This window comes from Streptomyces vastus, from assembly GCF_039532825.1.
Classification (GTDB): domain Bacteria; phylum Actinomycetota; class Actinomycetes; order Streptomycetales; family Streptomycetaceae; genus Streptomyces; species Streptomyces vastus.
In genome coordinates this window covers 1-13,652 of the sequence record NZ_BAAASJ010000029.1, presented here as the reverse complement: position 1 = coordinate 13,652, position 13,652 = coordinate 1, and the positions used below count along the sequence as shown (strand labels likewise).

General features: G+C 68.1%; 5 protein-coding genes, 1 tRNA gene and 1 rRNA gene. 1 reads left to right on the top strand and 6 read right to left on the bottom strand.

Annotated elements, in window-relative coordinates; genetic code table 11:
- Window positions 1–153 precede the first annotated feature (153 nt).
- From ABD357_RS13290 to ABD357_RS13280, 3 genes are all read right to left on the bottom strand, one after another.
- On the bottom strand, window positions 154–2,904 hold the full coding sequence (locus tag ABD357_RS13290) for a DNA translocase FtsK (RefSeq protein ID WP_344390011.1): 2,751 nt from the start codon (window positions 2,902–2,904) through the stop codon (window positions 154–156).
- Window positions 2,905–3,036: 132 nt separating this feature from the next.
- Window positions 3,037–3,717 carry a response regulator gene (locus tag ABD357_RS13285; RefSeq protein ID WP_344390009.1) on the bottom strand — a complete coding sequence of 227 codons (681 nt, stop codon included), beginning with the start codon at window positions 3,715–3,717 and terminating at the stop codon, window positions 3,037–3,039.
- A gap of 277 nt (window positions 3,718–3,994) precedes the next feature.
- Window positions 3,995–9,484, bottom strand: coding sequence for a HAMP domain-containing protein (locus ABD357_RS13280; protein ID WP_344390008.1), 5,490 nt, complete (start codon window positions 9,482–9,484; stop codon window positions 3,995–3,997).
- Window positions 9,485–9,785: 301 nt separating this feature from the next.
- On the opposite strand from ABD357_RS13280, the gene ABD357_RS13275 reads away from it, so the two are divergent.
- Window positions 9,786–12,536: a SpoIIE family protein phosphatase gene (locus ABD357_RS13275; RefSeq protein ID WP_344390006.1), complete on the top strand. Its 2,751-nt coding sequence runs from the start codon at window positions 9,786–9,788 to the stop codon at window positions 12,534–12,536.
- Between the two features lie 86 nt (window positions 12,537–12,622).
- On the opposite strand, the gene ABD357_RS13270 is transcribed toward ABD357_RS13275, so the two are convergent.
- The 3 genes from ABD357_RS13270 to rrf form a co-directional block, all read right to left on the bottom strand.
- Window positions 12,623–12,695, bottom strand: a tRNA-Thr gene (locus ABD357_RS13270).
- Window positions 12,696–12,784: 89 nt separating this feature from the next.
- Window positions 12,785–13,447 carry a DegT/DnrJ/EryC1/StrS family aminotransferase gene (locus ABD357_RS13265; RefSeq protein WP_344390061.1) on the bottom strand — a complete coding sequence of 221 codons (663 nt, stop codon included), beginning with the start codon at window positions 13,445–13,447 and terminating at the stop codon, window positions 12,785–12,787.
- 114 nt (window positions 13,448–13,561) lie between these two features.
- Window positions 13,562–13,652 (bottom strand): 5S ribosomal RNA (rrf, locus tag ABD357_RS13260); the annotation flags it as partial.

Here is a 13,652-nt window from a genome sequence, read left to right as displayed (position 1 = left end):
TGATGGTGGGACACGCACCTGTCCCACCTCTCAACTTGACGTGCGCAGAAGGGAAACGGTTGCTCGCCGCTTCTTTACGGATGAGTCACGTTCGCGCATCGTCGACCCACTCGCGCAGGGACCCGGCCCGCACCGATTCCTGACGGTGATTCCTTACGGTTGAGCCTCCCCACGGATCACCGCGAGCACTCCGTCCAGCTCGTCAGGTTTCACAAGAACATCACGAGCCTTGGAACCCTCGCTCGGCCCGACGATGTTGCGGGACTCCATGAGGTCCATCAGCCGCCCGGCCTTGGCGAACCCGACGCGCAGCTTGCGCTGGAGCATCGAGGTGGATCCGAACTGCGTGGAGACGACGAGTTCGGCCGCCTGGCACAGCAGGTCGAGGTCGTCACCGATGTCCTCGTCGATCTCCTTCTTCTGCTTGGTGCCGACCACGACGTCGTCCCTGAAGACCGGCGCCATCTGATCCTTGCAGTGCTGTACGACCGCCGCGACCTCGTCCTCGGTCACGAAGGCGCCCTGCATACGGACCGGCTTGTTGGCCCCCATCGGCAGGAAGAGCCCGTCGCCCTTGCCGATCAGCTTCTCGGCGCCGGGCTGGTCGAGGATGACGCGGCTGTCGGCGAGCGAGGAGGTGGCGAAGGCGAGCCGGGACGGCACGTTCGCCTTGATCAGACCGGTGACGACGTCGACGGAGGGCCGCTGCGTGGCGAGGACGAGATGGATACCGGCCGCGCGCGCGAGCTGCGTGATCCGCACGATGGCGTCTTCCACGTCCCTGGGCGCGACCATCATCAGGTCCGCGAGCTCGTCGACGATCACGAGCAGATACGGGTACGGGTTGAGCTCGCGCTCGCTGCCTTCAGGCAGCTTCACCTTGCCGTTCCTGATGGCCTCGTTGAAGTCGTCGATGTGCCGGTACCCGAACGCCGCGAGGTCGTCGTAACGCAGATCCATCTCCCGTACGACCCACTGCAGCGCCTCGGCGGCCCGCTTCGGGTTGGTGATGATCGGCGTGATCAGGTGCGGAATGCCTTCGTACGCGGTGAGTTCGACGCGCTTGGGGTCGACGAGCACCATGCGGACGTCCTCGGGAGTCGCCCTGACCATGATCGACGTGATCAGACAGTTGATGCACGACGACTTACCGGACCCGGTCGCTCCGGCCACCAGCACGTGCGGCATCTTCGCGAGGTTGGCCATCACATAGCCGCCCTCGACGTCCTTGCCGAGCGCGACCAGCATCGGATGGTCGTCCTCGGCCGCGTCGGCCAGCCGCAGCACATCGCCCAGGTTGACCATCTCGCGGTCGGTGTTGGGGATCTCGATGCCGACCGCCGACTTGCCCGGGATCGGGCTGATGATCCGCACATCCGGGCTGGCGACGGCGTACGCGATGTTCTTGGTGAGCGCCGTGATGCGCTCGACCTTCACGGCGGGGCCGAGCTCGACCTCGTACCGCGTGACCGTCGGGCCGCGCGTGAAGCCGGTGACGGAGGCGTCGACCTTGAACTCGGTGAAGACGGTGGTGAGCGACTCGACGATGGCGTCGTTGGCGGCGCTGCGTGCCTTGCCGGGGCCGCCGCGCTCCAGGAGGTCGAGCGACGGCAGGGAGTACGTGATGTCGCCGGAGAGCTGGAGCTGTTCGGCGCGCGGCGGGAGTTCGCGCGGCTCCTGAGGGGGCGCCTTGGTCAGGTCGGCGACCTCGGCCTTCAGCATCTCCTGCTTGGGCTTGCCGCCCTTGCTGCGCGCGGCCGGCACCGGCGTCGTCTCCTGGTGCCCGCCACCCGTGTCCTCGCGGTCCCCGCGATCCGCCCCGACGCCCTGCGTCAGATCAGCCACGAGCGCCGAGGGCGGCATCCCGTGCATCACGGCACCGTCGAGCGCCGCTGCGGCAGCTGCGGCAACGTCCACCGCGTCCCTCTGCCGGTCTGCGCCGGGTTGCTCCACAGGGGGCCGCCTGGAGCGGCTGCGGCGCTTGGAGAGCGCCTCCTGCTCGGCGCTGTCCGGGTCGTACTCCTCGGTCGCCCGAGGCGCGGAGCGGCGCTTTCGGGAGCGCGCGGGCAGCGCCTCGCGCCACTGGTCGTCGTAGCGCTCGTCGTCCTCGCTGAAGTCGCCCTCGGCCGTCTTCGGCTGTACGAGGCCGAGCTTGGTGCCGAGCAGCCGAAGGCGCTGCGGAATGGCGTTCACGGGGGTCGCCGTGACGACCAGGAGCCCGAAAACGGTGAGCAGCACGAGGAGCGGTACGGCCAGGATCTGGCCCATCGTGTACGTCAGCGGCGTCGCCGCGCCCCAGCCGATGAGCCCGCCGGCGTCCCGTATCGCCTGCATGCCGTCGCTGCGCGCGGGCGCGCCGCAGGCGATGTGGACCTGGCCGAGTACGCCGATGACGAGCGCGGACAGGCCGATGACGATACGTCCGTTGGCCTCTGGCTTCTCGGGGTGCCGGATGAGTCGTACGGCGATCACTGCGAGCAGGAGCGGCACCAGCAGGTCGAGGCGGCCGAAGGCGCCGGTCACCAGCAGCTCGACGAGGTCGCCGACAGGACCGCGGAGGTTGGACCAGGTGCCCGCGGCGACGATCAGGGCGAGGCCGAGCAGCAGCAGGGCGAGTCCGTCCTTTCGATGCGCCGGGTCGAGCCCCTTCGCGCCCCTCCCTATGCCTCGGAACACGGCGCCGACGGCGTGCGCGACAGCGAGCCAGAGGGCGCGTACGAGCTTGAACACACCCCCGGTGGGACTGGGCGCCGGCCTGGGTGGCGCTTTCTTGGCCGGGGCCTTCTTCGCAGGAGCCTTCTTGGCCGGGGCTTTCTTCGCAGGGGCCCTCTTCGCCGCAGCCTTCTTCGGAGCGGCCGCCTTCTTCGCGGTCGACTTCTTGGCTGCGGGCTGACGTGAGGCCATGAGGGTGAGGTTACCGGGGGAGACCTCTGCGGACACGTGTGCCTTGCGCTTCACCCATTCGTGTCGCCCCCAATGAGGCGTCAAGTTGACGGCACCTCAACCGTCGCACTGGCTCGCCGCCGTTGTGCAAACTCAGTTCTGCGAAGGCAGCGAAGCAGCGCCGTTCCCCGAGCCCGGTTCCAGCGCGTCAAGCGCCCTGCGCAGTCCCGTGAGTTTGCGCTCGAGATGCGCCGCGGTCGCCACCGCCGCCGCATCCGCCGAGTCGTCGTCGAGCTGCTTGGAGAGCGCCTCGGCCTGCTCCTCCACGGCCGCGAGGCGCGCGGAGAGTTCGGCGAGCAGTCCGGCAGGTTCCTTGGCCTCCGCGCTCTTGCCGCCACCGCCCTCCAGTTGGAGCCTCAACAGCGCCGCCTGCTCACGGAGTTGGCAATTCTTCATGTAGAGCTCGACGAACACGGAGACCTTCGCCCGCAGCACCCACGGGTCGAACGGCTTGGAGATGTAGTCCACCGCGCCCGCCGCGTATCCCCGGAAGGTGTGGTGCGGGCCGTGGTTGATGGCGGTGAGGAAGATGATCGGGATGTCCCGGGTCCTCTCCCGCCGCTTGATATGCGCGGCGGTCTCAAAACCGTCCATGCCCGGCATCTGGACATCCAGCAGAATGACCGCGAAATCGTCCGTGAGCAGTGCTTTGAGCGCTTCCTCCCCGGACGATGCCCGAACCAGTGTCTGATCGAGCGCAGAGAGGATCGCCTCCAGCGCCAGCAGATTCTCCGGCCGGTCATCGACCAGGAGGATCTTGGCCTTCTGCACCATGGCCCGTCCTCCTCGCCCCGGCAGTGCACCGGGCGCCGCCCCAGGGGACGACTCCCTTACGCCGCCCGTCCTTGTGCCGGTCATGGTAGCCGCACCCCGCCTGTCGCCACACCCTGTCACCGCGATGTCACTGTGCACGTAGCAGAAACGCGGCAGGAGACCAGAAGGTTCCCCGAATCTCGGGTTTCTACACAGGGCCGGGCACAGTCAGTCAACAGCACCGCGCGCCATGATCCCCCATGCTCACTGCGCACTTGAACAGGGGGACCCGATCCGGTCATCGCTCGCGCATCCACCGGTCCATCACCTCGAGCAGATGATCGGGATCGACCGGCTTCGTCACATAGTCGGAAGCCCCCGACTCGATCGCCTTCTCGCGGTCGCCCTTCATCGCCTTCGCGGTGAGGGCGATGATCGGCAGGCCGGCGAACTGGGGCATCCGGCGGATCGCCGTCGTGGTCGCGTACCCGTCCATCTCGGGCATCATGATGTCCATCAGGACGACCGTGAGGTCGTCATGCTGCTCCAGGACCTCGATGCCCTCGCGGCCGTTCTCGGCATACAGCACCGACAGACCGTGCTGCTCCAGGACGCTGGTGAGCGCGAACACATTGCGGATGTCGTCGTCGACGATCAGCACCTTCTCGCCCTCGAAGTGGAAGACGTCCCTCGGCCGGCCGGACGCCTCCTCACCGCGCGCGGCCCAGGGCTCCTGGATCTGGCCCTGCTGCCCCGACAGCACGGGCCGCTGCCCGGCAGAGGGCAGCGACCTGCGGCGCCGCCTGAAGAGTGCGGCGGCCCCATTCTGTGTCTCCTGGTACGACTTGACCTCGGCGGGCGTCTCCACAGGGGCCCCGTCGTCGACCTCCGCGGGCAGCGCGAGCGCTCCGTTGTCCATCGCCGGCGCCGCGAGCTGCGGGTAGCCCTGCGGCGGCAGTTCGCTCGCATGCAGTGGCAAATACAGGGTAAACGTGGAGCCCCGTCCCGGCTCGCTCTGCGCATGGATCTCGCCGCCCAGCAGCCGCGCGATCTCCCGCGAGATGGACAGCCCCAGTCCCGTACCGCCGTACTTCCTGCTCGTCGTGCCGTCCGCCTGCTTGAACGCCTCGAAGATCACCCGCATCTTGCTGGCCGCGATACCGATTCCGGTGTCGGTCACGGAGAACGCGATCAGATCGGCGTCCGCATCCCGTAGCGAGCCCGCCTCCAGGAGCTGCTCCCGGATGGCGACGGGAACGTCCGCGCCGGCGGGCCGGATGACCAGTTCGACCGCCCCCGAGTCGGTGAACTTCACCGCGTTGGACAGCAGGTTGCGCAGCACTTGGAGGAGCCGCTGCTCGTCCGTGTGCAGCGTGGCGGGCAGTTCGGGAGAGACGCGTACGGAGAAATCGAGGCCCTTCTCTGCCGTCAGCGGACGGAAAGTGGCCTCTACGTAGTCGACGAGTTGGACCAGAGCGATCCGCGTCGGCGATACGTCCATCTTCCCCGCCTCGACCTTGGACAGGTCGAGGATGTCGTTGATCAGCTGGAGCAAGTCGGAGCCGGCTCCATGGATCGTCTCGGCGAACTCGACCTGCTTCGGAGTGAGGTTGGAGTCCGCGTTGTCGGCGAGCAGTTTGGCGAGGATGAGCAGCGAGTTGAGCGGCGTACGCAGCTCGTGCGACATGTTGGCGAGAAACTCGCTCTTGTAGCGCATGGAGACCGCGAGTTGCTCGGCGCGCTCCTCCAGGACCTGCCGCGCCTCCTCGATCTCGGTGTTCTTGACCTCGATGTCGCGGTTCTGCCGGGCCAGCAGCTCGGCCTTCTCCTCCAGTTCGGCGTTGGAAGCCTGAAGGGCCTTCTGCCGGTTCTCCAACTCGGCCGACCGCTCCCTCAGTTGCTCGGTCAGCTCCTGCGACTGCTTGAGCAGCACCTCGGTCTTGGTGTTGACGGCGATCGTGTTGACGCTCGTCGCGATCATCTCGGCGATCTGGTTGAGGAAGTCCTTCTGGATCTGCGTGAACGGCTGGAACGACGCCAGCTCGATCACCCCCAGAACGGTCCCCTCGAAGAGCACCGGCAGCACGATGACATGCGCCGGAGGCGCCTCACCGAGCCCGGAGGCGATCTTCAGGTACCCCGGCGGCACATTGTCGACGAGAATCGTCCGCTTCTCCTTGGCGGCCGTCCCGATCAGCGTCTCTCCGGGCCGGAACGACGTCGGCATGGACCCCATGGAGTAGCCGTAGTGCCCGAGCATGCGCAGTTCGTACGAGTCGTCGCCCGCGGCGCCCACATCCTTGCCGTCGTCCAGCGGCATCGCCAGGAAGAACGCGCCGTGCTGCGCCGAGACCACCGGAGTCAGCTCGCTCATGATCAGCGAGGCCACGTCGGCGAGGTCGCGGCGGCCCTGCATCAGACCGGAGATACGGGCCAGGTTGCCCTTCAGCCAGTCCTGTTCCTCGTTGGCGATGGTGGTGTCGCGCAGGTTGGCGATCATCTTGTTGATGTAGTCCTGAAGTTCCTGGATCTCGCCGGAGGCGTCCACGTCGATCTTCAGGTTGAGGTCGCCGCGGGTCACCGCGGTCGCCACGCGCGCGATGGCGCGTACCTGCCGGGTCAGGTTCCCTGCCATCTCGTTCACCGACTCGGTGAGGTCGCGCCAGGTGCCGTCGACGTCGCGCACGCGCGCCTGGCCGCCCAACTGCCCCTCGGTGCCCACCTCGCGGGCGACGCGGGTGACCTCTTCGGCGAAGGACGAGAGCTGGTCGACCATCGTGTTGATGGTGGTCTTGAGTTCCAGGATCTCGCCGCGTGCGTCGATGTCGATCTTCTTGGTCAGGTCGCCCTTGGCGATGGCCGTGGTGACCATCGCGATGTTGCGCACCTGGCCGGTCAGGTTGGACGCCATGCCGTTCACGGACTCGGTGAGGTCCTTCCACGTACCGGCGACCCCCGGAACGTGCGCCTGACCGCCGAGGATGCCGTCCGTGCCCACCTCACGGGCCACCCGCGTCACCTGGTCGGCGAACGAACTCAGCGTCCGCACCATCGTGTTGACCGTGTCCGCGAGCTGGGCGACCTCGCCGCTCGCCTCGACCGTGACCTTCTTGGTGAGGTCGCCGTTGGCCACCGCCGTCGCGACCTGGGAGATGTTGCGCACCTGGCCGGTGAGGTTGTTGGCCATCACGTTGACGTTGTCGGTCAGGTCCTTCCAGATGCCGGAGACACCGGGCACCCGCGCCTGACCGCCGAGACTGCCGTCCGTGCCCACCTCACGGGCCACCCGCGTCACTTGCTCGGCGAAGTTGGACAGCTGGTCCACCATCGTGTTGACGGTGGTGACCAGGGCGAGGATCTCGCCCTTCGCGTCGACGGTGATCTTCTTGGACAGGTCGCCGTTGGCGACCGCCGTGGTGACCTCGGCGATGTTCCGCACCTGAATGGTGAGGTTGTTCGCCATGAAGTTGACGGACTGCGTGAGGTCCTTCCAGGTGCCGGAGACACCCTGCACCTCGGCCTGACCGCCGAGGATGCCTTCCGTGCCTACCTCACGGGCCACCCGCGTGACCTGCTCGGCGAAGTTCGAGAGCTGGTCCACCATCGTGTTGAGGGTGTTCTTCAGCTCCAGGATCTCCCCGCGCGCGTCCACGTCGATCTTCTGCGACAGGTCACCGCGCGCCACCGCGGTCGCGACCTGCGCGATGTTGCGCACCTGGGCGGTGAGGTTGCCGGCCATACCGTTCACGGAGTCGGTCAGATCGCGCCACACGCCGGCGACACCGGGCACCTGGGCCTGACCGCCCAGCCGGCCCTCCGTGCCCACCTCGCGGGCCACCCGGGTCACCTGGTCGGCGAACGCCGAGAGCTGGTCCACCATCGTGTTGAGGGTGTTCTTCAGCTCCAGGATCTCCCCGCGCGCGTCCACGTCGATCTTCTGCGACAGGTCACCGCGCGCCACGGCCGTCGTCACCTGGGCGATCTGCCGCACCTGGGAGGTGAGGTTGCCCGCCATGAAGTTGACGGAGTCGGTGAGCTCCTTCCACGTGCCGGAGACTCCGTCCACGCGGGCCTGGCCGCCAAGCCGGCCCTCGGTGCCCACGTCCCGGGCCACACGCGTGACCTCGGCGCCGAACGCGGAGAGCTGGTCCACCATCGTGTTCACGGTGTTCTTCAGCTGGAGCATCTCGCCGGAGACGTCCACCGTGACCTTCTGCGACAGGTCGCCGTTGGCCACCGCCGTCGTCACCTGCGCGATGTTCCTCACCTGTCCGGTGAGGTTCCGGAACGCCGTGTTGACGGAGTCCGTCAGGTCCTTCCACGTACCGGCCGCGCCCGGCACCGCCGCCTGGCCGCCCAGCTCACCCTCGACGCCGATCTCCCGCGCCACTCGCGTGACTTCAGCACCGAAGGACGACAGCTGGTCGACCATCGTGTTGACGGTGTTCTTCAGCTCCAGCATCTCGCCGGCGACCTCGACGCTGACCTTCTGCGACAGGTCACCGTTGGCCACCGCCGTCGTCACCGCGGCGATGTCCCGAACCTGAGTGGTGAGATTCCGGAAGACCGTGTTCACCGAATCGGTGAGGTCCTTCCACGTTCCCGCCGCACCCGGCACGTTCGCCTGCCCGCCGAGCCGTCCCTCGCCGCCGACCTCGTTGGCCACACGCGTGACCTCGTCCGCGAACGTACGCAGCGTCTCGGTCATCTGGTTGATCGTCTCGGCGAGCTGCGCCATCTCACCGCGCGCCGAAACCGTCACCTTCTGCGACAGGTCACCGTTGGCGACCGCCGTCGTCACCTGCGCGATCCCGCGGACCTGAGCCGTCAGATTGCCGGCCATAAGATTCACCGAATCGGTGAGGTCCTTCCACACACCGGCCACACCGGGCACCTGCGCCTGGCCGCCGAGCTCGCCCTCCGTGCCGACCTCGCGCGCGACTCGCGTCACCTCGGAGGAGAACGAGGAAAGCTGGTCCACCATCGTGTTGACGGTGTTCTTGAGTTCCAGCATCTCGCCGGCCACATGAACCGTGACCTTCCGGGACAAGTCACCCTTGGCGACCGCCGTCGTCACCAGCGCGATGTCGCGAACCTGAGCCGTCAGCCGGTACGCCATCGTGTTGACCGAATCCGTGAGGTCCTTCCACGAACCGGACATCCCGCGCACACGGGCCTGCCCGCCCAGCTTGCCCTCCGTGCCGACCTCACTGGCCACACGCGTGACCTCGTCGGTGAACGTGGACAACTGGTCGACCAGGTTGTTGACCGTACGACCCACCTTCAGGAACTCCCCGCGCAGCGGATGCCCACTGCCGTCCGGGGCCTGCGCCCGCAGTTCCATACGCGGCGACAGATCACCGTCGGCCACCGCGGACAGCACCCGCCCGACCTCGGAGACCGGGCGCACGAGGTCGTCGACCAGTGCGTTGGACGCGTCGATCGCCGAGGCCCAGGACCCCTCGCAGACGCCCGTCTCCAGGCGCTCCGTGAGCTTTCCCTCGCGGCCGACCATGCGCCGTACGCGCGACAGTTCGCCCGTCAGATGCAGATTGCGGTCGGCCACCTCATTGAAAACTGCCGCAATTTCGGACATAACGCCGTCACCGGACACGGTCATCCGCTTGCGGAAGTTCCCGTCCCGCATCGACTCCAGGGCCACGAGCAGTCTGTTCAGCGCAGCGGTGTCCACCTCGGTGGTTCCGTTGCGCGGTTTGCGCTGGTTACTCAGGGACTGTCCGCCTTTCGCGCGCGCTTTGTCGCCCCGCGTCGCTGCGCCAGACTCCACTGTGTCCCTCCCGCAAGGGTCGACCATTATTGCTCGGGGTGTTCGGGCAGTGCACTGCGTGCTTGGACCATCTCTTGAAGCCTGCCCAGTGTTTCACCGTGCCTGAACCAGGCCATAACAGTTCGGCAGCTTCGCACATCGTCCGCACACACCCTCCCGGACGGAAACACTGTGGTGACCGGCATCCGCATGGACGGCGAAGGTAAGTAACCTTGCATGCGGCTGTCCAGCCACACCGGTCCGTCCGGCCTGGGCGGTGGCACGAGCACGAGCGGGCAGGCATCGGAGGGGCGGCCTCACCATGACCACCGGAGTGCATCCTGGGGGACAGCCCCAGGATCCCGGACCGACAGGAAACCGCCGTCTGCCGCGGCAGGGGCGAGTCGGCCACGAAGCCCTGCCCGAAGAGACCCGGACAAGGAGTGCTGTGATCACCGCTCGCGCGGCCGCCAGCTTCGACCCCGTCGGACGGTCCGTCGCAACCGCTCGGTCGTTCGTCCGCGACACCCTCCAGGGCTGGGGTTTCGGTGACATCGTCGACGACGCCGTGGTCCTCACCAGCGAACTCGTCACCAACGCCGTGGTGCATGCGGGCACGTCCGCCGATGTCCTGTGTCTGCGCACCGAGGACGGCGTACGCATCGAAGTAGCGGACCGCTACCCGGAGCGAGAGATTCCACTCCAGGCGGCGGCCGTCAACATGGGCAGCCCCGACCGCGAAGGTGGACGAGGCCTCCAGCTGTGCGCGGCCCTGGCCGCCTGCTGGGGTGTCGAGTACACGCCCACCCACAAGCAGGTCTGGTTCCAACTCGACCTCCCCGACCGCCCGGTGGGCACCCGTGCGGCCGGCCCCTCGCTGCCCGCCGACCTCCTGCCCCTCGCCGACGGCCGCGTACGCGTCGCCGTCGTCCAGATCGACCGCTCCGGCGCCATCTCCGCCTGGAGCGAGGACGCGGAGGAGCTCTTCGGGTACGCCGCCGAGCAGGTCATCGGCAAGCCGCTGACCGACCTCGCGGCCTGGCCGCACACCCCCGGCACCAGCACCGGCATCGCCGAAGCCCTCCAGCTCTCGCGCTGGGAGGGCAGTTACGGCATCCGCGGCGCCAACGGCCGCGTGACGCCTGTGTACGCCTCGCATCTGCGCGTCCGCGACACCGGCGGCGAGCCCTCCACCGTCTGCCTCCTCGTACGGGATCACGAGCGCGCCGTCCTTCAGACTCCCCTGCGCGTACCCGCCGCGGACTCGGCGACACTCTCAGAAGGCGGTCAGGGCACCGACCCCTTCGAGGTGTTCATCGGCTCCCCGGCCCCGGACGATCTCGACGGCCTCCTCCAGCGCACCGTGGAGCGCGCCCGCGACATGCTCGACGGCGACTCCGCCTTCCTCCTCCTGGCCACCGACGACGAGACCGAACTGGAGGTACGTGCCTCCACCGGGCTCCCCTCCGCCCGCCAGCGCTTCGCTCGCGTCCCCGTGGAGGCGGGCCCCGGCCGGTACGGCTCGGCCCGGATGCCGGCCGTCCACGACGACCTCACGGCCGTTCCGGGCGCCGTACCGCTGCTGAGCGGCACGGGCATGCGGTCGGTCGTCACGGTCCCACTGAAAGTCGAGGGCCGCCTCACAGGCTCGCTCGGCGTCGCGGCCGAGTCCCCTGCGCGGTATTCAAACGAAGAGGCCCTGCGCCTCCAGTTCGCCGCCGACCGCATCGCCCTCGCCGTCGAATCGGCCCGCCTGGGCGAGCTGGAGCGTCTGCGCCGGGGCTCGCTGTCCTTCCTCGTAGAGGCCTCCGACCTCCTCGCGGGCACCCTGGACCGCGATCAGACACTGGCCCTCATGGCACAGATGACGGTCCCGACCCTGGCCACCTGGTGTGCCGTCTACACGATTGCCGACCAGGCCTCGGACCCGTATCTCTCGTACGTCCTGCATGAAGACGAGGAGCGCATCGACGGCCTCAAGGCGCTCCTCTCCAAGATTGCCCCTCCTGACCCGGTCCCGACCCCTGGTGCCCGCGTCTGGTCGGCCCCGGCCGAGGCGGCCCACGAGGCGGCCCTGCGCACCTCCATGCGCAGCCTGGGCCGCGGAGAGCCCGCGACGGTCAGCTCCGGCATCGGCACCACCCTCGCCACGGCCTCGGCGGTCGGCGGCGAGACGGTCGTACTCCCCCTGGTGGCCCGCAATCGCGTCATCGGCATGCTGACGCTCGGCAAGCCGACGGACGAACACTTCCGTCAGGAGATCCTGGAACTCGCCGAGGACCTCTCCCGCCGGGCCGCCCTGGCCCTGGACAACGCCCGCCTGTACTCCGAGCGCATGGCCATCAGCCAGTCCCTCCAGCGCAGCCTCCTGCCGCCCGAGCTCCCGGTCATCGAGGGTGTGGAGGTCGAGGTCATCTACCGCGCGGCAGGCGAGGGCAACGAAGTCGGCGGCGACTTCTACGACGTCTTCCCGATCCGCGACGGCGCGTACGGCTTCGCCATCGGCGATGTCTGCGGTACGGGACCGGAGGCCGCCGCCGTCACCGGCCTGGCCCGCCACGCCCTCCGCCTCCTCGCCCGCGAGGGTTTCGGCGGCCCGGCCGTCCTGGAGCGCCTCAACTCCGCGATCCTCGACGAGGGCGCCCGCAGCCGCTTTCTCACGCTCCTGTACGGCGAGTTGTGGCCCCAGGACGACGGCAGCGCCGTCCTGAAGATCGTCTGCGCCGGCCATCCGCTCCCGCTGCGCCTGCGCCAGGACGGCACGGTCGAACCGGCCGCCGAACCGCAGCCCCTCCTCGGCGTGATGGACGACCTCGAGCTGTACGAGCAGACAGTGACGCTCGATCCGGGCGATGTCCTCCTGTGTGTGACGGACGGCGTCACCGAACGCCGCGAAGGCACCCGCATGTTGGGCGACGACGGCCTCACGGACGTCCTCACCACCTGCACGGGCTTGACCGCCGGCGCGGTCGCCGCCCGCATCATGCGCGCGGTCGAACGCTTCGCCTCCGACGCCCCGTCAGACGACATGGCGATCCTGGCCATGCGCGTGCCGGGCCTCCACAAGGATTGACACAACAGCTGACGCGCTGAAGTCCCAGAACAAGTCCAGGCATACGAAAAGGCCTCCGCCCAATCGGGCGGAGGCCTTCCCGTCAGAGCCCCCAAACGGAATCGAACCGTTGACCTTCTCCTTACCATGGAGACGCTCTACCGACTGAGCTATAGGGGCCTGTCACGCTCTCGGGTTTCCCCGCGGCGACGCCATAGATCATACCCCGAACAGCAGAGTGCTCCCACCATGTTCGACACCGGGCGCGACTAGAAGGCAGGCTGCAACAACCCACCGAGCGCATTGCACGCAGACACCATTCGATGCATCTCACGCTTCGTCAAAGCAGCCTCCACGGGCAGCGCCAGCGTCTCATCGGCGGCGCGCTCGGTCTCCGGCAGATACACGTCCCGCCGGAATCCGGGCATCCGGTGCACAGGCGTCTTCACCGGCACCCAGCACTCAACTCCCCTGGCGCGCACGGCCCGTGCGAAAGCGTCCCGGTCCGGCCGCCCATTGCCCGGCACCCGCACAACGTACTGCTGGTACGTATGCCCCACGCCACCCTCCGGCGTCCGCACCCCGCTCAACCGCCTGTCCAGATAAGCGGCATGAGCCCTGCGCTGCTCGACCTCGTCGTACGGTGCCTTCGACTCGCTCAGCTCCAGCACCAGGAGACCATGCCGCTGCCCAGCGCGCCGCAGCCCGGCGAGGTCAGCAGACCGACCGAAGCGGTGTACGGCGACGACAGCCACCGTCCGCGGCCCGACGACAGCATCGACGGCGGCGGCATCAAGGCAGTACGTGGCCGGGTCGATGTCAGCGAACACCGGCATCGCACCGGTCAGGCTCACGGCCTCGGCGACCTCGACGTTCCCGAACGCCGGCACGATGACCTCGTCACCAAGTCCGACGCCCGCGGCCCTGAGCATTCCTACAGTCCCCATGCCCGGGATGCTTCTCGCGCAACGTGAACGCCAAGTGACGCACAACAAAAAAGAGCTGGTCCCCAAACCGAAGTTCGGGGACCAGCTCTTTCAATTTTTGTTCGGCGGTGTCCTACTCTCCCACAGGGTCCCCCCTGCAGTACCATCGGCGCTGTAAGGCTTAGCTTCCGGGTTCGGAATGTAACCGGGC